This window comes from Kosakonia sp. MH5, from assembly GCF_009935945.1.
GTDB lineage: Bacteria > Pseudomonadota > Gammaproteobacteria > Enterobacterales > Enterobacteriaceae > Kosakonia > Kosakonia radicincitans.
Genome location: NZ_QODH01000003.1, coordinates 464,717 through 487,841 on the forward strand (window position 1 = coordinate 464,717; position 23,125 = coordinate 487,841).

Here is a 23,125-nt window from a genome sequence, read left to right on the forward strand (position 1 = left end):
ATTATTATGCGCGACGGTCACGGACTGATATAACAAGAGTGCTGGCAAAGCCAGCGCGAGTATATCTGGCAGTTCCACAGTTACTGGAGCCGCCAGAAACGTTAATGATGAGGTTCGTGAATGCCCCGCAGCACCTGGTTAAAAGTTTTCGTCCTGTTTTTTGCCCTCTGGGCGCCATTCAGTCAGGCCGACAATGGTTGGCAACCGGTTCAGGAAACGATCCACAAGAGCGATAAAGATACCCGCCAGTATCAGGCGATTCGTCTGGATAATGGCATGGTTGTGCTGTTGGTATCCGATCCGCAGGCGGTGAAATCTCTCTCCGCGCTGGTCGTACCGATCGGTTCGCTGGAGGATCCTGATTCCCATCCTGGCCTTGCGCATTACCTGGAACACATGACCCTGATGGGTTCCAAAAAATACCCGCAACCGGACAGCCTTGCCGAATACCTCAAGTTGCATGGTGGCAGCCATAACGCCAGTACTGCGCCTTACCGCACCGCTTACTACCTGGAAGTGGAAAATAACGCGCTGGACGGCGCCGTTGATCGTCTGGCGGATGCGATTGCCGCCCCGATGCTGGATAAAAAATATGGCGAGCGCGAACGCAACGCGGTCAACGCCGAGCTGACCATGGCGCGTACCCGTGACGGGATGCGGATGGCGCAGGTCAGCGCTGAGACCATTAACCCGGCGCATCCGGGAGCGCGCTTCTCCGGCGGCAACCTCGAAACGCTGAGCGACAAACCGGGCAGCCCGGTACACCAGGCGCTGCTGGCGTTTCGCGATAAATTCTACTCTGCGAACCTGATGAAAGCGGTCATCTACAGCAACCGTCCGCTGAACGAACTGGCGACGCTTGCGGTACAGACCTATGGCCGTGTGCCGAATAAAAACATCACGAAGCCGGAAATCACCGTTCCCGTCGTCACCGACGCGCAGAAAGGTGTCATCATTCACTATGTTCCGGCTGTGCCGCGCAAAGTGCTGCGTGTTGAGTTCCGTATCGATAACAACACCGCTGCGTTTCGCAGTAAAACGGACGAGTTGATCACCTATCTGATTGGCAATCGCAGTCCGGGCACGCTCTCTGACTGGCTACAAAGCCAGGGGCTGGTTGAAGGGATCCGTGGCGACTCCGATCCAGTGGTCAACGGCAACAGCGGCGTGCTGGCGATTTCCGCTACTCTGACAGATAAAGGCCAGGCGAATCGCGATCAGGTGGTGGCGGCGATTTTCAGCTACCTGCAACTGCTGCGTGAAAAAGGCATCGATAAGCGTTATTTCGACGAGCTTTCCCATATTCTTGACCTTGATTTTCGCTACCCCTCCATTACCCGCGATATGGATTATGTTGAGTGGCTGGCGGATACCATGATCCGCGTACCGGTTGCGCATACGCTGGATTCGGTAAATATCGCCGACCAGTTTGATGCCAAAGCGGTGCAGACGCGTCTTAACGAAATGACGCCGCAAAATGCCCGCATCTGGTATATCAGCCCGGATGAGCCGCACAATAAAACTGCCTATTTTGTCGATGCGCCTTATCAGGTTGATAAAATTTCCCCGGAAACCTTTGCCGACTGGCAGAAGCGGGAGAGCGGCATTACGCTGAAATTCCCCGAGCTGAACCCCTATATTCCGGACGATTTCACGCTGATCAAACCGCAGAAGCAGTACGAGCATCCCGAGCTGATTGTCGATGAGCCGACGCTACGCGTGGTGTATATGCCGAGCCGCTATTTTGCCAGCGAACCGAAGGCGGATGTCAGCGTGGTGCTGCGTAATCCACAGGCGATGGATACTGCGAAGAGCCAGGTGATGTTTGCGCTGAATGACTATCTGGCGGGGCTTGCGCTCGATCAACTGAGCAACCAGGCGGCTGTCGGGGGCATCACCTTCTCTACGAATGCCAACAATGGCTTGATGCTTAACGCCAATGGTTACACACAGCGCCTGCCACAGCTTTTCCAGGCGCTGTTGAGCGGATATTTCAGCTATACACCGACGGAAGAACAGCTTGCGCAGGCCAAATCCTGGTACGCGCAAATGATGGATTCGGCAGAGAAGGGTAAAGCCTTCGATCAGGCGATTATGCCAGTGCAGATGCTGTCGCAGGTCCCGTACTTCCTGCGTGAAGATCGTCGTGCACTGTTGCCATCAATCTCTCTGCAGGACATTTTGCACTATCGCGATGCACTGAAGAGCAATGCGCGTCCGGAATTTCTCGTGGTTGGTAACCTTGGCGAGCAGCAGGCGAAAGACCTTGCTCATGCGGTACAAAAACAGCTGGGTGCCAATGGCACAGTGTGGTGCCGTAACCAGGACGTCGTGGTTGATAAACAGCAGAATGTGAGCTTTGAAAAGGCGGGCAACAGCACGGATTCCGCGCTGGCCGCGGTGTTCGTACCACCGGATTTTGATGAGTACAGCAGCTCGGCCTACAGTGCGATGCTGGGGCAAATTGTACAGCCGTGGTTCTATAACCAGTTACGTACTGAGGAACAGCTTGGATACGCCGTGTTTGCTTTCCCGATGAGCGTTGGCCGTCAGTGGGGCATGGGTTTCCTGCTACAGAGCAATGATAAGCAACCGGCGTATCTCTGGGAGCGCTATAAGGCCTTCTTCCCGACAGCGGAAGCGAAGCTGCGGGCGATGAAACCGGAAGAGTTTGCCCAAATTCAGCAGGGGGTGATTGCGCAAATAGTGCAAGCGCCGCAAACGTTAGGTGAAGAGGCTTCCAAACTCAGCAAAGATTTCGATCGCGGCAATATGCGCTTCGATTCACGTGATAAAGTAGTCGCTCAGATAAAACTGCTGACGCCGCAGAAACTTGCCGACTTCTTCCATCAGGCGGTGGTAGAGCCGCAAGGCATGGCGATATTGTCGCAGATCTCCGGTAGCCAGAGCGGGAAAGCGGAATATGCTCAACCGCAAGGCTGGAAGGTCTGGGACAGCGTCAGCGCCCTGCAGCAATCCTTACCGAAGATGACCGAGAAAGATGAGTGAAACCACTGCTGAGACCCTTGATCCCCTGCGCTTGCCGCTTACCGGCGAGCGCCTGATTGAAGCCTCGGCGGGCACCGGCAAGACATTCACCATCGCCGCACTCTATTTGCGGCTGCTATTAGGGCTGGGCGGCAATGCCGCCTTCCCTCGACCACTCAGCGTTGAAGAGCTGCTGGTGGTGACTTTCACCGAGGCCGCGACCGAAGAGCTGCGTGGCCGTATCCGCAGTAATATCCATGAGTTACGTATTGCCTGCCTGCGGGAAAGCAGCAGCAACCCCTTATATGCCCGTTTGCTGGAGGAGATCGCCGATAAGCAGCAGGCGGCGTACTGGCTGATGCTGGCCGAGCGGCAAATGGATGAAGCGGCAGTCTTTACCATTCATGGCTTCTGCCAGCGCATGCTCAGCCTGAACGCGTTCGAATCCGGCATGCTGTTTGAACAGCAACTGGTGGAAGATGAATCCCTATTGCGCTATCAGGCCTGCGCGGATTTCTGGCGGCGTCACTGCTACCCGCTGCCGCGCGAGATTGCCCAGGCGATTCATGCCTCGTGGAAAGGGCCGCAGGAACTGCTGAAGGCGATCGATCGCTACCTGCAGGGCGAAGCGCCGCAAATCAAATCCCCACCGCCGGCAGATGAAACGCTGGTTTCCCGCCATCAGAGCATTATCGCCCGGATTGAAGCTATCAAGCAGCAGTGGAACGCCGCGGTGGCCGAAGTGGAACCGGTGATTGAAGCGTCCGGCATCGACCGGCGAAAATTCAACCGCGGCAACCAGGCAAAGTATATTGAGCGAGTGTCCGCCTGGGCGCAGGAGGAGACGCGCAGTTACCTGCTGCCGGAGGCACTGGAGAAGTTTGCCCAGTCTTTCCTTGCTGAACGCACCAAAGCGGATGGCGTGGTGCCGGAACATCCGCTTTTTGTCGCAATCGAGGAACTACTGGCTCAGCCGTTAACGCTTGACGATCTGGTGCTGACCAGCGCAATGCGTGAAATCCGCGAGGCGGTGGCGAAAGAGAAGCGTCGTCGCGGCGAACTGGGCTTTGACGATATGCTCAGCCGTCTGGATAGCGCATTGCGCAGCCCGAACGGCGAGGCGCTGGCCGCTGCGATCCGCGAACGCTTCCCGGTGGCGATGATCGATGAATTTCAGGATACCGATCCGCAGCAATACCGTATTTTCAGCCGTATCTGGCATGAGCAGCCAGAGTGCGGTCTGTTGTTGATTGGCGACCCGAAGCAGGCCATCTATGCGTTTCGCGGCGCCGATATTTTTACCTATATGAAAGCGCGCGATGAAGTGAGCGCTCGCTATACCCTTGATACCAACTGGCGCTCGTCGCCGGGAATGATTGCCAGCGTTAACCGCCTGTTTATGCAGATGGAAGACGCCTTTATGTTTCGCCAGATCCCATTCCTGCCGGTTAAATCCGCCGCTAAAAATGCGGGCCTGCGCTTTACCTTTCGTGGGGAAATGCAGCCAGCCATGAAAATGTGGCTGATGGACGGCGAAGGCGTCGGCGTCGGCGATTACCAGGGGTTTATGGCGCAGCTCTGCGCCTCGCAGATCCGCGACTGGCTGAGTGCTGGCCAGCAGGGCGAGGCGCTGCTGTACGAAGGTGAGGGCGAGCATGAGAAAGTGCGTCCGGTCAGAGCCTCGGATATCACCGTGCTGGTGCGTAGCCGCCACGAAGCGTCGCTTATTCGTGATGCCCTGATGCTGCTGGATATCCCCTCCGTCTATCTTTCTAACCGCGACAGCGTGTTCGACACGCCGGAAGCGCAGGAGCTGTTGTGGCTGTTGCATGCCGTGCTGGCGCCGGAGCGAGAGAGTACGTTGCGTAGCGCATTAGCCACCTCCATGCTGGGGTTGACCGCACAGGATATTGAAGCGCTGAATCTCGATGAACAGGCGTGGGATGAGAAAGTTGAGGAGTTCTCTCACTACCGCGAACTGTGGCAAAAACGCGGTGTGATGGCGATGCTGCGCACGTTGATGAGTGCGCGCAATGTGGCAGAGAATTTACTGGCTACGCCTGGCGGTGAGCGGCGGTTAACCGATATTCTGCATATCAGCGAGCTGTTGCAGGAAGCTGGAACGCAGCTTGAAAGTGAGCATGCACTTACCCGCTGGCTGGCGCAGCGCATCGCCGAACCGAATGCCAATGTCTCCAGCGAGCAGTTGCGTCTGGAGAGCGACAAACATCTGGTGCAGATTGTCACCATCCACAAATCCAAAGGCCTTGAGTACCCGCTGGTCTGGCTGCCGTTTATTGCGAATTTCCGCGTTCAGGATCAGGGTTTCTATCATGACCGCGAATCGTTTGCGGCGATGCTCGATTTAAGCCACGGCGACGAGAGTGTCGAACTGGCGGAAACCGAGCGCCTGGCGGAAGATTTGCGCCTGCTCTATGTGGCATTAACGCGCTCGGTCTGGCACTGCAGCCTGGGGATTGCGCCGCTGATTCGTCGTCGCGGTGGCAAAACGGGCGAAACTGATTTCCATCAGAGCGCGCTTGGGCGGCTGATTCAGAAAGGTGAAGCGCTCGATGCTGCCGGTTTGCAGCGTGCATTACAGGCGCTGTGCAATGACGATATCGCCCTTTGCACGCCGCCAGCCGCTGATAGCGACCGCTGGCAGCTGCCGCAAACGGCGTTGCCTGCTCTGAGCGCACGGGAAGTGACGCGTAAAATTGCCGACGACTGGCGCGTGACCAGCTATTCCGGCTTGCAGCAGCGTGCTCACGGCATCGCCCAGGATCTACTGCCGCGTCTGGATATCGATGCAGCCGGTGAGCGTGAGGTTGTTGCTGAACCGATGCTAACGCCACACCAGTTCCCGCGTGGCGCAGCGCCGGGAACCTTTTTACATAGCCTGTTTGAAGATCTGGATTTTACCCAGCCAATCTCCCCGCAATGGATGGCAGAAAGAGTGCTGGCAGGGGGTTACGAAGAGCACTGGGAGCCGGTACTGAGGCGCTGGCTGGAGAGCGTGCTGCATGCACCGCTGGCCGGAACGGGCATTTCGCTGAGCCAGCTTACGGCGAAGGAGAAACAGGTGGAGATGGAGTTCTACTTGCCTGTGACGAAGACGATGAGCGCTCAGGCACTGGATGCGCTAATTCGGCGCTACGATCCGCTGTCGGCAGGGTGCCCGCCGCTCGATTTCCGCGATGTGCGCGGCATGCTGAAAGGCTTTATCGATCTCGTTTTTCGCCACGACGGGCGCTACTACCTGCTGGATTACAAATCCAACTGGCTGGGCGAAAGCGCGGAGGCCTATACGCAGGAGGCGATGGCGACGGCAATGCAGTCGCACCGCTACGACTTGCAGTATCAATTATATAGCCTGGCGCTGCATCGTTACTTGCGCCACCGCATCGCGGATTACCGCTATGAACAGCATTTCGGCGGCGTAATCTACCTCTTTTTACGTGGCGTTGAGGCGCAAAACCCGCAGCAGGGTATCTTCACCACGCGTCCTGACGCGGCACTGATCGAACAGATGGATGCGTTATTTGCCGGAGAGACGCAGGAGGCGACGCCATGAGTATGACAACAAAATTACGTGAAGCGGCAGAGCTGAAGCTGCTGCGCCCGCTGGATGTGCAGTTCGCTCTGACGGTGGCAACAGAAGATGAACCGGCGGTGATGCTGGCTGCGGCGCTGCTCAGCCACGACGCCGGTGAAGGTCACGTCTGTTTGCCACTTTCGCGCCTGACGCCAGAAGCCTATGCCAGTGCGGGAACGATCTTTAGCCCGCTGTTTGAGCAGGCCGGAAACCCTGAAGACTGGCGGCAAACGCTGCTGGCATCGCATGCCGTCAGCGAAGGCGAAACGCCAGCGCCGCTGGTGCTGAGGGGGGATCGCCTCTACCTGAACCGCATGTGGCAAAACGAACGACAGGTGGCAGCATTTTTTGCCGAACGGCAGAGCCAACCCGAGGTGGATGAAGCCCGGCTGACGCAGGTACTGGAGACATTTTTTCCGACCACGGGCGAAATAAACTGGCAGAAAGTGGCGGCAGCCGTGGCGCTCACCCGGCGTATTTCGGTGATTTCCGGCGGACCGGGAACCGGCAAAACCACTACCGTAGCAAAACTGCTTGCGGCACTGGTACAGATGGTGGACGGCGGCAAATGCCGCATTTGTCTGGCCGCGCCGACCGGCAAAGCTGCCGCGCGGTTGACCGAGTCGCTGGGCAATGCGCTGCGTCAGCTGGATCTGACGGAACAACAGAAAGCGATGCTGCCGGACGAAGCCAGCACGCTGCACCGTCTGCTTGGCGCGCAGCCGGGCAGCCAGCGCCTGCGGCATCATGCCGATAACCCGCTGCATCTTGATGTGCTGGTGGTCGATGAAGCCTCAATGATTGATTTGCCGATGATGTCGCGTCTGATCGATGCGCTGCCGCCGCAGGCCCGGGTGATCTTTCTTGGCGATCGCGATCAGTTAGCTTCGGTGGAGGCCGGGGCGGTGCTGGGCGATATCTGTGCGTGGGTGAACGCTGGTTATACCCCGGAGCGCGCGGCACAGCTCTCACGTTTAACCGGCTCAACGGTTCCCGCCGGGGAAGGGCACTGCGCCAGCACGCTGCGCGACAGCCTGTGTTTGCTGCAAAAAAGCTATCGTTTTGGCAGTGATTCCGGGATTGGCCAACTGGCGGCGGCGGTCAACCGGGGTGATAAAAATGCCACCAGAGCAGTGTTTAGTCAGGGCTTTGGCGATATCGAGCGTAAACCGCTGCAGAGCGCAGAAGAGTATCAGGCGATGATCGACGACGCGCTCGCCGGCTATGGCCATTATCTGTCGCGGGTGCATGACAACGCCGCGCCGGAGGAGATTATCGCGGCGTTTAGCGAGTACCAGTTGCTGTGCGCATTACGCGAGGGGCCGTTTGGGGTGAGCGGGCTGAATGAGCGTCTGGAGCTGGCTCTGCTGCGTAAACGGCAGATCTCACGCCCGGCGCATTCGCGCTGGTATCACGGCCGTCCGATCATGATCTCTCGTAATGATTCGGCGCTGGGTTTATTTAACGGCGATATTGGTATCGCGCTGGAGCAGGGGCAGGGGATCCGCGTCTGGTTTCCGCTGCCGGACGGCAGCATCAAATCCGTGCAGCCCAGTCGCCTGCCGGAGCATGAAACGGCGTGGGCCATGACCGTGCATAAATCGCAGGGTTCGGAGTTCGATCATACGGCGCTGATCCTGCCGGGGCAGTTTGTACCGGTAGTCACGCGTGAGCTGGTTTATACCGCCATCACCCGTGCACGCAGGCGGCTGTCACTCTATGCCGACGAGCGTATTCTGGCGCAGGCCATTGCCACCCGCACCGAGCGGCGCAGCGGGCTGGATGCGTTTTTCAGCGAAGCAGAGTAACGCCCCCGCAGCGCGCGGGGGCAAGCTTTCAGGTAAGGTCGGCCATCAGCACTTTGGAACGGCGCTGATAGTTGTACATCTGCTTTTTGGTTTCCGGCAGCGAATCAATATCCACCGGGGTAAAGCCGCGCTCTTGGAACCAGTGAATGCTACGCGTGGTCAGCACAAACAGTTTGCTCAGGCCAATCTGTCTCGCTTGCGCGGCAATACGCTCCAGCAGGACTTCACCGCGCGATGAGCTGCGATAGTCCGGGTGTACCGCCACGCAGGCCATCTCGCCGATTTTCTCTTCCGGGAAGGGATAAAGCGCCGCACAGGCAATGGTCAGATTATCGCGTTCGATAATGGTGAATTTGTCGATCTCCATCTCCAGTTGCTCGCGGGAGCGGCGCACCAGAATGCCCTGTTGTTCAAGCGGGCGGATAAGTTCGAGAATGCCGCCAATATCGTTGATGGTGGCACGGCGGATCTGCTCGGCGCTCTCCATCACAATCTGCGTACCAATACCGTCGCGGGAGAACAGCTCCTGCAACAGCGCGCCGTCTTCCTGATAGCTGATCAAGTGGCTGCGACGCACGCCGCTGCGACAGGCTTTGACCGCGCCACGCAGGAAACGCACCGTACCGGAGTGGTAATCTCCTTTTGCTTCCAGCGCCTCGACGCGCGCCTGCGCTTCGTTCGGGAACAGTTCGGAAACAATATCGCCCTCGTCGTTCATTACCCCTTGCGACGAGCAAAAACCGATCATTTTTTCGGCTTTCAACTTGATGGCAAGTTGTGTGGCGATCTCTTCGGAGGTGAGGTTAAAGCTTTCTCCAGTGACAGACACCGCGACCGGCCCCATCAGCACAATCGCACCGCTGTCGAGCTGGCGATGGATCGCTTCTTCATCAATACGGCGAATACGTCCGCTGTGGCAATAATCCACGCCGTCATCGACGCCCAGCGGCTGGGAAATAATAAAGTTGCCGCTGACCACGTTAATATGCGCGCCCTGCAATGGCGTATTGTTGAGGCTCATCGACAGCCGCGCCGTGATGTCGAGCTGCAACAGGCCTGCCGCCTGCTTAACCAGTTCAAGGGTTTTTGCATCGGTCACGCGGGTGTGTTTGTGGTAAATCGGTTCATGATGATGTTCGGCAAGGTTGGCGTCGATTTGCGGACGCGCGCCGTACACCACCACCAGCCGGATGCCGAGGCTGTGTAACAGGCCGATATCATTGACAATACTGGAAAAATTCTCGTGTTCAATGGCTTCGCCGCCGAGCATAATGACAAATGTCTTTCCCCGATGGGCGTTAATATAGGGAACAGAATGGCGGAATCCTTGTACCAGTTCGGTTCTGCGCTCTCTTACCACGGCCTGCCCTCAATGCATGATTATTCGTAAATTCTGTATTTTTATTCTTTTCTGCCGTCCGGCGCAAGTGCAAATTTTGTCGTCATTCAATAAAGTTGCCCCGGCGAAGCCATTGGGCAGACATATGTTTACCCTTTAATGGATGACAGTTTATGCATCATTCGTTAAAGTTTTCGGTCAATTCTGACGAATAGCATTATTTAGCGAAAAATTGCTCGGGAGAGGCATGTCGGGAAGTCAATCATCGGTGAGCCGCCGCAGGTTATTAAAAGGGGCGGGGGCCATGTGGTTATTAAGCGTAAGCCAAATGGGCCTGGCAGCGGTAAGCCACGTAGTGGCGGTTCGCGTCTGGCCAGCGTCTACCTATACGCGCGTGACGGTGGAATCTAACCAGGTCATTAAATACAAGCAGTTCACGTTGAGTAACCCTGACCGGCTGGTGGTGGATCTCGAAGGTGTACACCTTAACTCCGTGCTTAAAGGCATGGGGACGCAGATTCGTGGCGACGATCCCTTTATCAAGTCTGCGCGCGTTGGTCAGTTTGATCCGCAAACCGTGCGCATGGTGTTTGAGCTGAAACAGGATGTTGCGCCGCAACTGTTCGCGCTGGCGCCGGTAGCTGGCTTCAAAGAGCGGCTGGTGATGGATCTCTATCCGGTGAATGCGAAAGATGTGCAGGATCCGCTGCTGGCGCTGCTGGAAGAGTACAACAAAGGCGATCTTGAACAGCAGGTACCGAAGCAGGATAGCGGCCCACAGCCGGGGAAAGCGGGGCGCGATCGGCCAATCGTTATTATGCTGGATCCTGGTCACGGCGGCGAAGATCCGGGGGCGATGGGGAAATACCGTACCCGCGAGAAAGACGTGGTGCTGCAAATCGCCCGCCGTCTGTACGCGCTGATCGAGAAAGAAGGCAATATGAAAGCCTATATGACGCGTAACGAGGATGTTTTCATCCCGTTGAAAGTGCGCGTTGCCAAAGCGCAAAAACAGCGTGCGGATCTGTTTGTGTCGATTCACGCCGATGCTTTCACCAGCCGTCAGCCGAGCGGTTCTTCAGTATTTGCCCTTTCGACCAAAGGGGCGACCAGCACGGCGGCGAAGTATCTGGCGGAGACGCAGAACGCTTCTGACCTTATTGGTGGCGTCAGTAAAAGCGGCGACCGTTATCTCGATCACACCATGTTCGATATGGTGCAGTCGCTGACCATCAATGACAGCCTGAAGTTCGGTAAAGCCGTACTCAACAAGCTTGGCAACGTTAACAATCTGCATAAAAATCAGGTTGAACAGGCCGGTTTTGCGGTGCTGAAAGCGCCGGATATTCCGTCGATTCTGGTCGAGACCGCGTTTATCAGTAATGTGGAAGAGGAACGTAAGCTGAAGACGGCCAAATTCCAGCAGGAAGTGGCGGAGTCGATTCTGGCGGGGATTAAAGCTTATTTCTCGGATGGCGCGACGCTGGCGAGAAGGGGATAATAGAGTGGCGCTGAAAGGCGCCATTTTTTACGGACCGCAGAAACAAAAAAACACCCGTTAAGGTGTTTATTGTGATTGGTTGCGGGGGCCGGATTTGAACCGACGACCTTCGGGTTATGAGCCCGACGAGCTACCAGGCTGCTCCACCCCGCGTCCGTCTGTTTACACTTCCATCATGTAAACTTTTTTCTTCACATTTTAATTGGTTGCGGGGGCCGGATTTGAACCGACGACCTTCGGGTTATGAGCCCGACGAGCTACCAGGCTGCTCCACCCCGCGTCCGTGGATGCGCACTATACTCTGCAAACTTAGCGATGCAACCTTTTTTTTGACTAATTCGACGAATTGCCGGGATTATGTGTAAAAACAATACAATTAGCTTATTTTTTATGCGAAATTGGCGATGGGTTGTGCTGACGCATTTCTTTAGTGAATAGGGTTTGTTATCTTCACCCCGCTGCAGGTTAATCAGAAGACGAGATATAATGAAAGGACGTTGGGCTAAGTTCGTACTCACAGGCGCCATGGTCGCAATCCTTGCCGCCTGTTCCTCCAAACCGACCGATCGCGGTCAACAGTATAAAGACGGAAAGTTTTCCCAGCCTTTTTCCCTGGTCAATCAACCTGACGCCGTCGGTGCGCCAATCAACGCCGGAGACTTCTCCGAGCAGGTTAATCAAATTCGTTCCGCTTCTCCGCGCCTCTATAGCAGCCAGAGCGGCCTTTACAATGCGATTCAGTCATGGCTGATGTCGGGCGGCGATACGCGCACCCTGCGCCAGTACGGTCTTGACGCGTGGCAGATGGAAGGAACGGATAATTACGGAAACGTGCAATTTACCGGGTACTACACGCCGGTAGTGCAGGCGCGCCACACGCGCCAGGGTGAGTTCCAGTACCCGATTTATCGCATGCCGCCCAAACGCGGCCGCTTGCCAACGCGCGCGGAAATCTATGCCGGCGCGCTCAGCGACAACTATGTGCTGGCGTACAGCAACTCGCTGATGGACAACTTTATTATGGATGTGCAGGGCAGCGGCTATATTGATTTTGGCGATGGCAGCCCGCTTAACTTCTTCAGTTACGCCGGAAAAAATGGCCATGCTTACCGCAGTATCGGCAAAGTGCTGATCGAGCGCGGCGAAGTGAAGAAAGAAGATATGTCGATGCAGGCCATCCGCGAATGGGGTGAAAAACACAGTGAAGCGGAAGTGCGCGCGCTGCTGGAAGAGAATGCGTCGTTTGTCTTCTTTAAACCGCAATCCTGGGCGCCGGTGAAAGGTGCCAGCGCAGTGCCACTGATTGGACGCGCTTCTGTTGCTTCCGATCGCAGCATTATTCCGCCGGGCACCACGCTGCTGGCGGAAGTACCGCAACTGGACAATAAAGGCAAATTCAACGGTCAGTATGAGCTGCGCCTGATGGTGGCGCTGGATGTTGGCGGCGCTATCAAAGGCCAGCACTTCGATATCTATCAGGGCATTGGCCCGGATGCCGGTCACCGCGCAGGCTGGTATAACCATTATGGCCGGGTCTGGGTGCTGAAAAACGCTCCGGGCGCGGGCACCAGCGGCGGCGTGTTCAGCGGCTGAGTGTGATACACTCTGCAACCCTCTTTCGCCTGCGGAAGAGGGTTTTCTGTTTTCTTTGAGGTCTGTTTTATGTCAGCAGTAATCAGCGATGCCTGGCGTCAGCGTTTTGGCGGCACGGCGCGTTTATATGGCGAGAAAGCGTTGCAGTGGTTTGCCGATGCGCATATCTGCGTGGTCGGTATCGGCGGCGTGGGTTCCTGGGCGGCTGAAGCGCTGGCGCGAACGGGCATCGGCGCGATCACGCTGATTGATATGGACGACGTGTGCGTGACCAACACCAACCGGCAGATCCACGCCCTGCGCGATAACGTTGGCCTGGCAAAAGCTGAGGTGATGGCGGATCGCATTCGCCAGATCAACCCGGAGTGCCGGGTGACGGTGGTGGATGACTTTGTGACTGCCGACAACGTTGCGCAACTGATGAGCCAGGGCTACAGCTATGTGATCGATGCGATCGACAGCGTACGCCCGAAAGCCGCACTCATTGCATATTGCCGTCGCAATAAGATCCCGCTGGTGACCACGGGCGGTGCCGGTGGGCAGATCGATCCAACGCAGATCCAGGTCAGCGATCTGGCGAAAACCATTCAGGATCCGCTGGCGGCAAAATTGCGCGAGCGATTGAAAAGTGATTTTGGCGTGGTGAAGAACAGCAAAGGGAAGCTCGGCGTCGACTGCGTATTCTCTACCGAAGCGCTGGTTTACCCGCAGGCGGACGGTTCAGTCTGTGCGATGAAAAGTACGGCGGAAGGGCCGAAACGTATGGATTGCGCAGCCGGTTTTGGTGCTGCAACGATGGTAACCGCAACCTTTGGTTTTATCGCGGTTTCCCATGCGCTGAAAAAACTGATGGCGAAAGCAGAGCGTCAGGTCAGCGCCTGACGGGCCGCATCCTGCACGGCGGCGGCCAGCTCCGCCAGCCCCTGGCTACGCGACGCGCTCAACTGGGCGCGTAACCCCAGTTCATCGAACAGCGACATCGGATCGTGCTGAATGAGATCCTCCGGGCGCTTGCCTTCTACTGCCGTCAACAGCACGGCCAGCAATCCGCGAACAATTCGCCCTTCGCTCTCGCCGAAGAAATGCATCGTTCCCTCCGCGCTCAGCGTTGAACCGAGCCAGACGCGATTTTCGCAGCCGGGAATTTCCCGCGCCTGCGCCTTCAGCGCTTCCGATGCTGCAGGCAGTTGCTTACCAAGCATAATCAACTGACGGTATTTATCTTCCCATTGGTTCAGTGCGCCAAACGTCTGGCGCAGAGTCTCTTCGGTAACGGTTGTGCCGAACGGGTGTCCGGCGAAAGTCGGGCTTGTCATTAATCCACCAATATTTCCAGGGCGCGGTCCACAGCCTGTACCAGCGCATCTACATCCTGTTGTGTATTATAGGGTGCAAATGAGGCGCGCAGGGTGCCGCTGACGCCAAGCGCGGCCAGCAGCGGCTGGGCGCAGTGCTGACCGGCGCGCAGCGCAATACCGTAACCTGCAAGCAGTGTCACCATATCGCCGTGATGTACGCCGTCAAAATCGAAGGCCAGCAGGCTTGAGTCCTGGCAGCGAAAGGAGCGGAAACCCGGACGTTTAGCCAGTTGATCTTCTGCCAGCGTCGCCAGCCCGCGGCTGTAGCTCTCCGCCTGGGCGGTATCCAGCGTTTTCAGCCACTCCAGCGCCGCGCTGAGGCCAATCACGCCCGCCACGTTTGGCGTACCAGCCTCCAGCTTGTACGGCACAGGCTGAGTGGTGAAGCCGTCAAATGTCACTTCGCTGATCATCTTGCCGCCGCCCAGCCACGGCGTCATCTCATCCAGCAATTCCGCTTTCCCATACAGCGCGCCGATGCCGTTAGGACCGTAGAGTTTATGGCCGGAAAATGCATAGAAATCGATATCCAGCCGCTGCACGTTGGCCGGGAAATGCACGACGCCCTGCGCACCATCGACCATCACCACCATGCCTGCCGCATGCGCCAGCGTAATCGCCTGCGCCAGATCCGGGCAACCGCCGGTGACATTGGACATCTGCCCCAGCGCCAGGATGCGGCTACGCGAGGTGATAAGCGACGATAGTTGGTTGATATCCGGCAGGTGATCGGCGCCGAGCGGCAGTTTCACCACCCGCGCGCCGGTTTGTTGCGCCACCATCAGCCACGGCACCAGGTTGGCATGATGTTCCGCCTCGCTGACAATGATTTCATCGCCCGCTTGCAGGCGCGGGCGTGCATAGCATTGGGCGACCATGTTGATGGCTTCGGTGGTACCGCGCGTCCAGACGATATTTTTGCCGGAGGGCGCATTGAGCAGCGCGGCGACCTGGTCACGCGCGGCTTCGTAGCGTGCGGTTAACTGCTGCGCCTGGGCAAACTGGCTGCGGTGCACATTACCTGCGCTGAGGCTGTAAAACTGTTGTGTGGCATCAATTACCGCCTGCGGTTTCAGGGCGGTGGCGGCGCTATCCAGATAGACACCCGCGTCGGCCAGCGCCGGGAACTGCGCGCGAAATTGCGATGGGTTAAATGCGTTCATGCGATTCCTCGTATCAATAGCGCGATCGTCGCGCAATTTTTCTGTCGGAGCAAGAACGTTGCACTCCATCGGAATTGTCTGTTTGTCCTGGCAGGGAGATGTAAGCAGGTTATGCTAAATAGTGTTAGGTAAATGTTTAAGACTCTTCCACTAAGAGTATTTCACAGCATTAATTGCCAGAAGGAGAAGAAGATGAAGAAGACTGCCGCAATTATTTCTGCATGTATGTTTACTTTTGCCCTGAGCGCCTGTTCCGGTCCGAATTACGCGTTACATACCAATGATGGACGCACGATCGTCTCGGAAGGGAAACCGAAAACTGACGATCAGACCGGCCTGATTTCGTATAAAGACGCTAACGGCAACGAACAGCAGATCAACCGTAGCGACGTGAAAGAGATGGTCGCGCTGGATAAGTAAGCGCTGAATGTGAGGTAAAAAAAAAGCACCGCAATCTTGCGGTGCTACATTAATCACTATGGACAGACAGGGTAAATGTACAGGAAGTGAAAAAGGGGTAGCGTCGCTACCGTGGTCTGAATCGCAGACCAATTGCAAACACAACAACACAACATCACAACCGTAAGCCAAAAGCCCTTCAGAACACGCATTCCGAAAAAAGCTCTTCGTTCCGGCTCAGGAAGTGCCGCCACTATAGGTATTTGCTGGTAGAAGCTCAACGGACAATTTATAATGGCTCAGATAAAAAAAACTAATAGGTTAATCACTGTTTCCTGTTTGTTAAATTGCCTTTACATCTAAGCCTGAAAACCATGTCCAAGCGATTACCACCACTGAATGCATTACGCGTTTTTGATGCTGCCGCACGCCATTTAAGTTTCACGCGCGCAGCTGATGAGCTTTTTGTGACGCAGGCCGCAGTAAGCCACCAAATCAAGTCTCTTGAGGATTTCCTCGGGCTCAAACTCTTTCGCCGACGCAACCGTTCACTGCTGCTGACCGAAGAGGGGCAGAGCTATTTTCAGGATATTAAAGAAATATTTTCCCAACTGACGGAAGCCACACGTAAGTTGCAGGCGCGCAGTGCAAAAGGCGCGCTAACCGTCAGTTTGCTCCCCAGTTTTGCCATCCAGTGGATGGTGCCAAGGCTCTCCGACTTTAACTCAACTTATCCGGGAATTGACGTTCGTATCCAGGCCGTTGACCGTCAGGAAGATAAACTGGCGGACGATGTCGACGTGGCGATTTTTTACGGGCGCGGTAACTGGCCGGGAATGCGCGTCGAAAAATTGTACGCCGAATATTTGCTGCCGGTCTGTTCGCCGCTGTTGCTGACGGGCGATAAAGCGCTGAAAACGCCGGAAGATTTAGCGCACCACACTTTATTGCACGACGCATCGCGTCGCGACTGGCAAACTTATACGCGGCAATTAGGTCTTAACCTCAACGTTCAGCAGGGACCCATCTTCAGCCACAGCTCTATGGTGCTTCAGGCGGCCATCCACGGACAGGGGATCGCACTGGCCAACAATGTAATGGCACAGTCCGAAATCGAGGCAGGTCGCCTGGTCTGCCCGTTTAATGATGTTCTGGTCAGTAAGAATGCGTTTTATCTGGTTTGTCATGACAGTCAGGCAGAACTGGGTAAAATAGCCGCCTTTCGTCAGTGGATCCTGGCCAAAGCGGCAAGCGAACAGGAAAAATTCCGTTTCCGTTATGAACATTAATGCGCGCGCGTGGCGCGTATGACTTTTTAGGGTACTCACATGACCAGCCGTTTTATGTTGATTTTCGCCGCGGTGAGCGGTTTTGTATTTGTCGCGCTCGGCGCATTCGGCGCGCATGTTTTACGTAAAACTTTGGGTGTGCCGGAGATGAGCTGGATCCAGACCGGCCTCGAATATCAGGCATTCCACACGCTGGCCGTGCTGGGCCTGGCGGTGGCGATGCAGCGTCGCATCAGCATCTGGTTTTACTGGAGTAGTGTTTTTCTTGCGCTGGGCACCGTGCTGTTTAGCGGCAGCCTCTATTGCCTGGCACTTTCGCATTTACGCTTGTGGGCGTTTGTTACGCCAGTCGGTGGGGTTTGTTTCTTAATCGGCTGGGCATTGATGTTGATTGGCGCAATTCGTCTGAAACGTAGGGGCGTTGTTCATGAATAAAGTGGTATTGCTGTGCCGCCCGGGTTTTGAGAAAGAGTGCGCAGCCGAAATTACCGATAAAGCTGGCCGCCTTGAGGTGTTCGGTTTTGCCCGGGTGAAAGAGAATTCGGGCTATGTCGTGTTCGAGTGCTATCAGGAAAACGACGCGGACAAAGTGGCGCGCGAGCTGCCGTTCAGTTCGCTGATTTTCGCCCGTCAGATGTTTGTCGTGGGCGAACTGTTGCGCGATCTGCCGCCAGAAGATCGTATTACGCCGATCGTCGGTATGTTGCAGGGCGTGGTGGAGAAAGCCGGGGATTTGCGCGTCGAGGTGGCCGATACCAACGAAAGCAAAGAACTGATGAAGTTCTGCCGCAAGTTCACCGTGCCGCTGCGCGGTGCGCTGCGTGAAGCAGGCGTGCTGGCGCGCAATGATTCGCCGAAACGTCCGGTGGTGCATATCTTCTTTATTGCTCCTGGCTGCTGTTATACCGGTTATTCGTATTCGTATAACAATTCTCCGTTCTATATGGGCATCCCGCGCCTGAAGTTCCCGTCGGATGCGCCGAGCCGTTCAACCCTCAAACTGGAAGAGGCGTTCCACGTCTTTATTCCGGCGGACGAATGGGATGAGCGCCTGGCCAACGGCATGTACGCGGTAGATCTCGGTGCCTGCCCGGGCGGCTGGACCTATCAACTGGTGAAACGCAATATGTGGGTGTCTTCTGTGGATAACGGCCCGATGGCGCAAAGCCTGATGGATACCGGGCAGGTCACCTGGCTGCGGGAAGATGGTTTCCGTTACCGGCCGAACCGCAATAACATCTCATGGATGGTGTGCGATATGGTGGAAAAACCGGCGAAAGTCGCCGCGCTGATGGCGCAGTGGCTGGTGCAGGGCTGGTGCCGCGAAACTATTTTCAACCTGAAGCTGCCGATGAAAAAGCGCTATGAAGAGGTGTCAAATAACCTCGCCTTTATCCAGCAGCAGCTGGATGAACATAATATCGCTGCGCAAATTCAGGCGCGCCAGCTGTACCACGATCGCGAAGAAGTCACGGTACATGTGCGTCGTATGTGGGCGGCCGTCGGCGGTCGTCGCGACGAGCGTTAAAACCAGCTGAGCCGGGCAATGTCCGGCTCAGGCGAGTTCGCTGTCAGAGACAATATGCGTCACATCATCCAGGTGCCCAATCCGCGCCTCTCCCGAACGGTTGAATTTACTCTTATCGATCAGCAGTAACGACTGCGCCGCGCGTTTCAGCAGAATGGATTTGAACCCGGCATTGTAGGTGTTTGAATCCCAGAGCGTGCCGCTGCTGTCGATCCCTTCGCAGGAAAAAATAAACAGGTCGATATCGAGCGATTTGAGCTGGGAGATGAGCGACGGATTGACGTAGCAGCCATATTTGCGCTCCAGCGTGCCGCCGGAACTGATCAGTTGCAGATGTTCACGCTTGGCCAGCTCCTGGCAAATTGGGTGGCTGTTGGTAAAGACATGGAGATTGCAGTCCGGCAACTGGCGAGCGAGATACCAGCAGGTGGAGCTGGCGTCCAGCGCGATCACCATGCCTTCTTCTATCCAGCCAAGCGCTTTGCGGGCGATATCCGCCTTGTGGGCATAATGGCTTTTCAGGCGGATATGAAAGGGATCGCCGCTGTCCTGATTTTCCTGGTGGAGCGTCCTGGCGCGCCCGTGATTGCGCAGCACTTTTCCCTGCGCCTGCAATTCACTGAGATCGCGGCGAATCGTCTCTTTGCTGACGTTGAGCTGCACTGACAATGCTTCGGTTGTCAGGCTCTGGTGATGCCTCAACAGATCGATGATGGTTTGTTGGCGTGCCGCTTTCATTTGCTCTTCTTCCGTCATCCGATGAAGGCCTGCATCATGCGGGCGCTACGGGCAAAAAGATTACGGCGTTACCCCTTTCTTTAAAAGAATATTCCGTTACTTCGCGAGCTCTCCTGTGATACCGATCGCAAAGGTTTTTTGCGAAAGAAACGGGTGAGATGTTGCCACAGAAGAAAAGGCGCCCTGATTTCAGGACGCCTGAGCGCTTACGGGTTACTGGCTTTGGCCAGCTCTTTGGTTAACGGCAACATAATCCGCATCACGTCGCGGCTACGGTGCGCAATACGGCCGGGCAGGGCTTGATCGAGGAACTGCTGGTTATCGATGCGCGCGTTGTGGTAGCTGATGCCATCAGGGAAACTTTTTGATTTCGCCCGCTGTTGCATGCCGTCTTTCTTGCCGAGCGACCAGTTGGTGGCTTCCACCGACAGAACCGGGATCCCCGCTTTATCAAACACCTCGGCATCGTTGCAGCAACTGGTGCCTTTCGGGTAATCAGGGTTAAGGCCGGGATTTATCATCGCGCTGATACCGTGGGCGCGGGCGATAGCCAGCGCACGATCCCGCGTCAGTTTACGGACCGATGCTGGCGTATTTTTGCCACTATTAAAGTAGAGCTTGTCGCCGACAATCAGGTTATTAAGGTTGATCACCAGCAGGGTATTTTTCTTCTCTTGCTCGCTCATCCGAGCGAGCACGTTTGCCGCGCCAAGATGGCCCTCTTCCTCACCGCTGGTGGCGACAAAGCGGATGCTGTACTGCGTTGGCACGGATTTCAGCACCTGCGCCAGTTCCAGCATCACGCCCAGCGCGGCCGCGTTGTCATCCAGGCCCTGAAGCGTCAGGCCGCCCAGATTGTTATCGACATCGGCATCGCTATGCGGCGCATACGTATCAAGATGCGCCATAATCATGATCTGCTGCGGCAGCGTGCCTTCATGGGCGGCGATCACCGTACTGCCGGTGACATTTTGCCAGTTCTGCCGGTTATCTTTGGTGGTGTAGCGGTAGCGGGTTTTGAACTTGCGGATATCGCTCTGGTATCCCATCTGTTCAAACTGCTGCTGCAAATAGTCTGCGGAGAGCATTTCAGCCGGTGTGCCGGTCATGCGTCCAGGAAAGAGGGTGGCAATGTGGCGAGCCTGCTCGTTGGCAAATTCACCGGGTTGGGACGTACGGGCATGAGCCGGAAGGATAAAGCATACGCCGAGCGCCAGGGCAGCGGTACGGAGGCGCAATGCGGAAAACATAGAGAGTCCTTTATGCAGCAATTTTTTTGACGCGCTTAGTATGAAACTGTGACCAGGTTTACACAATTTCATTTGTTCTTAACCTGCCGAAAATGCTCGCCTTAAGCACTTTTTGATATTTGTATTGCCACTGCGTTATTCCTTTGCGGAACTACTCATTCCAATTCGTAATTTCATTCGCCCGGAACCGCCCCCTATAGTCGCACTATTGCTGGCTGTAAGTGAGTTGCTTTGTGGATTACCTGCCATTATTTGCTGAAGTAAAAGACCGCCCCGTACTGGTGATTGGCGGCGGCGAAATCGCCGCGCGCAAGATCACCTTTTTGCGTCGCGCTGGCGCACGCGTGCAGGTTGTCGCGCAACGGCTGGAACCGCAACTGCAACAGCTTGCCGACAGCCAGGCGATTCACTGGCTGGCGACCGAATTTGACGAAGCACAGCTGGATGCCGTTTTCCTGGTGATTGCGGCAACCGATGACACGGCGCTGAATCAGCGCGTCTTTGCGGCAGCAAATGCGCGTCACAAGCTGGTCAACGTCGTGGATAACCAGCCGCTGTGTTCCTTTATTTTCCCGTCGATTGTTGATCGCTCGCCGCTGCTGGTGGCGATTTCCTCTGGCGGAACCGCGCCGGTGCTGGCGCGTCTGCTGCGTGAAAAGATAGAAGCGCTGCTGCCGGGCAATCTGGGCCGTATGGCGGAAGTGGCCGGGCGCTGGCGTTCGCGGATTAAAGCCTTTCGCCGCACCACGGATGAACGTCGCCGCTTCTGGGAAAGCGCTTTTCGCGGGCGTTTTGCCAGCCTGATGGCTGCCGGAGATGAACCCGCCGCCGAAAAAGCGCTCGAAGCCGAACTGAAACAGCCGGGTTCGGGTAGCGGAGAAATTATCCTGGTTGGCGCCGGTCCGGGCGACGCGGGGCTGCTGACGTTGCGCGGTTTGCAGGTGATCCAGCAGGCCGACGTGGTGTTTTACGATCATCTGGTCAGCGATGAAGTGCTGGAGCTGACCCGCCGCGATGCAGAGAAAATCTGCGTCGGTAAACGCGCCAGTTCCCATTCGGTGGCGCAGCATGAGACCAACCGCATGCTGGTGGATGCGGCGCGCGAAGGTAAAACGGTGGTGCGGCTGAAAGGCGGCGACCCGTTTATTTTTGGCCGCGGCGGTGAAGAGTTACAGGCGGCGGCAGAAGCCGGCATTCCTTTTCAGGTGGTGCCGGGCGTCACGGCGGCCTCCGGCGCGACGGCTTATGCAGGCATTCCCCTGACGCACCGGGATTTTGCCCAGTCGGTAACATTTGTCACCGGCCACTATAAAGCCGACAGCGTACCGTTCGACTGGGCGCAACTGGCGCAAAGCCGACAGACGCTGGCGATTTATATGGGCACCATGAAAGCGGCAGAGATCAGCGAACAACTGATTGCTCACGGGCGCGATAAAACCACGCCGGTGGCGGTGATCTCTCGCGGTACGCGCGCGGAGCAACAGGTTACTACCGGCACACTAGAACAACTCGAGGAACTGGCGCATGCTGCGCCGATGCCCGCCCTGCTGGTGGTGGGCGAAGTGGTGCAGCTTCATCGCGAGCTCGCCTGGTTCCGGCATACGACAGCAACGGACGCCTTTGACGCCTCCGTGATTAAACTGGCTTAAGGAATGGTTATGGATCAAAAACGACTCACTCACCTGCGACAACTGGAGGCGGAAAGCATCCATATCATCCGCGAAGTGGCCGCCGAATTTTCCAACCCGGTGATGATGTACTCCATCGGCAAAGATTCCAGCGTGATGTTGCATCTGGCGCGTAAAGCCTTCTATCCGGGCACGCTGCCGTTTCCGCTGCTGCACGTCGATACCGGCTGGAAATTCCGTGAGATGTATGAATTCCGCGACCGTACCGCCAAAGCATATGGCTGCGAACTGCTGGTGCACAAAAACCCGGAAGGGGTGGCGATGGGGATTAACCCGTTCGTGCACGGCAGCGCGAAACATACCGACATTATGAAAACCGAAGGGCTGAAGCAGGCTCTGAACAAATACGGTTTTGACGCGGCTTTCGGCGGCGCGCGCCGCGACGAAGAGAAATCACGCGCCAAAGAGCGTATTTACTCCTTCCGCGACCGTTTCCACCGCTGGGATCCGAAGAACCAGCGTCCGGAGCTGTGGCACAACTACAACGGCCAGATCAACAAGGGTGAAAGCATTCGCGTTTTCCCGCTCTCGAACTGGACCGAGCTGGATATCTGGCAGTACATCTTCCTGGAAAATATTGAAATCGTTCCGCTGTACCTGGCGGCAGAGCGCCCGGTACTGGAGCGCGACGGTATGCTGATGATGATCGATGACGACCGTATCGATCTGCAACCTGGCGAAGTGATCGAGCAGCGGATGGTGCGTTTCCGTACGCTCGGCTGCTGGCCGCTGACCGGCGCGGTGGAATCTTCCGCGCAGACGCTGCCGGAGATCATTGAAGAGATGCTGGTTTCCACCACCAGTGAACGTCAGGGCCGCGTGATTGACCGCGACCAGGCCGGCTCGATGGAGCTGAAAAAACGTCAGGGATACTTCTAAGGAGCCGCC

The 23,125-nt window shown here is 56.4% G+C and carries 17 protein-coding genes and 2 tRNA genes; 12 read left to right on the plus strand and 7 right to left on the minus strand.

The features are described 5' to 3' along the window. The first annotated feature begins 120 nt into the window (after positions 1–120). Genes ptrA through recD form a run of 3 tightly spaced genes read left to right on the plus strand, consistent with a single transcriptional unit; the run spans position 121 to position 8,391 of the window. Positions 121–3,009: a pitrilysin gene (gene ptrA, locus DK872_RS11995; protein ID WP_079517405.1), complete on the plus strand. Its 2,889-nt coding sequence runs from the start codon at positions 121–123 to the stop codon at positions 3,007–3,009. Beyond that, positions 3,002–6,562, plus strand: coding sequence for an exodeoxyribonuclease V subunit beta (recB, locus tag DK872_RS12000; RefSeq protein WP_161518389.1), 3,561 nt, complete (start codon positions 3,002–3,004; stop codon positions 6,560–6,562). Before ptrA ends, recB begins: the two co-directional genes overlap by 8 nt. Continuing rightward, complete coding sequence (gene recD, locus DK872_RS12005; RefSeq protein ID WP_007370367.1) at positions 6,559–8,391, plus strand: exodeoxyribonuclease V subunit alpha; 1,833 nt, start codon at positions 6,559–6,561, stop codon at positions 8,389–8,391. The genes recB and recD overlap by 4 nt, the downstream gene beginning before the upstream one ends. Before the next feature lie 28 nt (positions 8,392–8,419). On the opposite strand, the gene argA is transcribed toward recD, so the two are convergent. Continuing rightward, positions 8,420–9,751 carry an amino-acid N-acetyltransferase gene (gene argA, locus DK872_RS12010; RefSeq protein ID WP_007370368.1) on the minus strand — a complete coding sequence of 444 codons (1,332 nt, stop codon included), beginning with the start codon at positions 9,749–9,751 and terminating at the stop codon, positions 8,420–8,422. A gap of 226 nt (positions 9,752–9,977) precedes the next feature. Here argA and amiC point away from each other — a divergent pair, with 226 nt between their 5' ends. Then, positions 9,978–11,231 (plus strand): N-acetylmuramoyl-L-alanine amidase AmiC, encoded by a 1,254-nt coding sequence (gene amiC, locus DK872_RS12015; protein WP_071921357.1) that lies wholly within the window; start codon positions 9,978–9,980, stop codon positions 11,229–11,231. A gap of 76 nt (positions 11,232–11,307) precedes the next feature. Here amiC and DK872_RS12020 read toward each other — a convergent pair. Continuing rightward, positions 11,308–11,384: transfer RNA gene (locus tag DK872_RS12020), tRNA-Met, on the minus strand. 50 nt (positions 11,385–11,434) lie between these two features. Then, positions 11,435–11,511, minus strand: a tRNA-Met gene (locus DK872_RS12025). A gap of 206 nt (positions 11,512–11,717) precedes the next feature. Here DK872_RS12025 and mltA point away from each other — a divergent pair. Both mltA and tcdA read left to right on the plus strand, forming a co-directional pair. Next, positions 11,718–12,824 carry a murein transglycosylase A gene (mltA, locus tag DK872_RS12030; RefSeq protein ID WP_161518390.1) on the plus strand — a complete coding sequence of 369 codons (1,107 nt, stop codon included), beginning with the start codon at positions 11,718–11,720 and terminating at the stop codon, positions 12,822–12,824. A 69-nt stretch (positions 12,825–12,893) separates the two neighbouring features. Continuing rightward, complete coding sequence (gene tcdA, locus DK872_RS12035) at positions 12,894–13,706, plus strand: tRNA cyclic N6-threonylcarbamoyladenosine(37) synthase TcdA (protein ID WP_007370372.1); 813 nt, start codon at positions 12,894–12,896, stop codon at positions 13,704–13,706. On the opposite strand, the gene csdE is transcribed toward tcdA, so the two are convergent. Then, complete coding sequence (gene csdE, locus DK872_RS12040; RefSeq protein WP_071921356.1) at positions 13,691–14,140, minus strand: cysteine desulfurase sulfur acceptor subunit CsdE; 450 nt, start codon at positions 14,138–14,140, stop codon at positions 13,691–13,693. The genes tcdA and csdE overlap by 16 nt on opposite strands. Continuing rightward, positions 14,140–15,345 (minus strand): cysteine desulfurase CsdA, encoded by a 1,206-nt coding sequence (gene csdA, locus DK872_RS12045; protein ID WP_071921355.1) that lies wholly within the window; start codon positions 15,343–15,345, stop codon positions 14,140–14,142. Before csdA ends, csdE begins: the two co-directional genes overlap by 1 nt. 192 nt (positions 15,346–15,537) lie before the next feature. On the opposite strand from csdA, the gene DK872_RS12050 reads away from it, so the two are divergent. The 4 genes from DK872_RS12050 to rlmM all read left to right on the plus strand — a co-directional run bounded on the left by DK872_RS12050 (position 15,538) and on the right by rlmM (position 18,561). After that, complete coding sequence (locus DK872_RS12050; RefSeq protein WP_007370375.1) at positions 15,538–15,765, plus strand: YgdI/YgdR family lipoprotein; 228 nt, start codon at positions 15,538–15,540, stop codon at positions 15,763–15,765. Between the two features lie 353 nt (positions 15,766–16,118). Continuing rightward, positions 16,119–17,033: a glycine cleavage system transcriptional regulator GcvA gene (gene gcvA, locus DK872_RS12055; protein ID WP_007370376.1), complete on the plus strand. Its 915-nt coding sequence runs from the start codon at positions 16,119–16,121 to the stop codon at positions 17,031–17,033. Positions 17,034–17,072: 39 nt separating this feature from the next. Further along, the gene (locus tag DK872_RS12060) at positions 17,073–17,468 is read left to right on the plus strand and encodes a DUF423 domain-containing protein (protein ID WP_007370377.1); all 396 of its coding nucleotides are present in this window, start codon (positions 17,073–17,075) and stop codon (positions 17,466–17,468) included. Beyond that, positions 17,461–18,561, plus strand: coding sequence for a 23S rRNA (cytidine(2498)-2'-O)-methyltransferase RlmM (gene rlmM, locus DK872_RS12065; RefSeq protein ID WP_007370378.1), 1,101 nt, complete (start codon positions 17,461–17,463; stop codon positions 18,559–18,561). Before DK872_RS12060 ends, rlmM begins: the two co-directional genes overlap by 8 nt. A 27-nt stretch (positions 18,562–18,588) precedes the next feature. Here the strand turns inward: rlmM and fucR are convergent, their stop codons facing one another. Next, on the minus strand, positions 18,589–19,299 hold the full coding sequence (fucR, locus tag DK872_RS12070; RefSeq protein WP_071921884.1) for an L-fucose operon activator: 711 nt from the start codon (positions 19,297–19,299) through the stop codon (positions 18,589–18,591). Between the two features lie 206 nt (positions 19,300–19,505). Continuing rightward, positions 19,506–20,549, minus strand: coding sequence for an aminopeptidase (locus tag DK872_RS12075; protein WP_007370380.1), 1,044 nt, complete (start codon positions 20,547–20,549; stop codon positions 19,506–19,508). A gap of 242 nt (positions 20,550–20,791) precedes the next feature. On the opposite strand from DK872_RS12075, the gene cysG reads away from it, so the two are divergent. Both cysG and cysD read left to right on the plus strand, forming a co-directional pair. After that, complete coding sequence (gene cysG / locus DK872_RS12080) at positions 20,792–22,198, plus strand: siroheme synthase CysG (RefSeq protein ID WP_202626036.1); 1,407 nt, start codon at positions 20,792–20,794, stop codon at positions 22,196–22,198. Between the two features lie 9 nt (positions 22,199–22,207). After that, positions 22,208–23,116, plus strand: a complete 909-nt coding sequence (gene cysD / locus DK872_RS12085; RefSeq protein ID WP_007370382.1) for a sulfate adenylyltransferase subunit CysD — start codon at positions 22,208–22,210, stop codon at positions 23,114–23,116. Positions 23,117–23,125 lie beyond the last annotated feature (9 nt).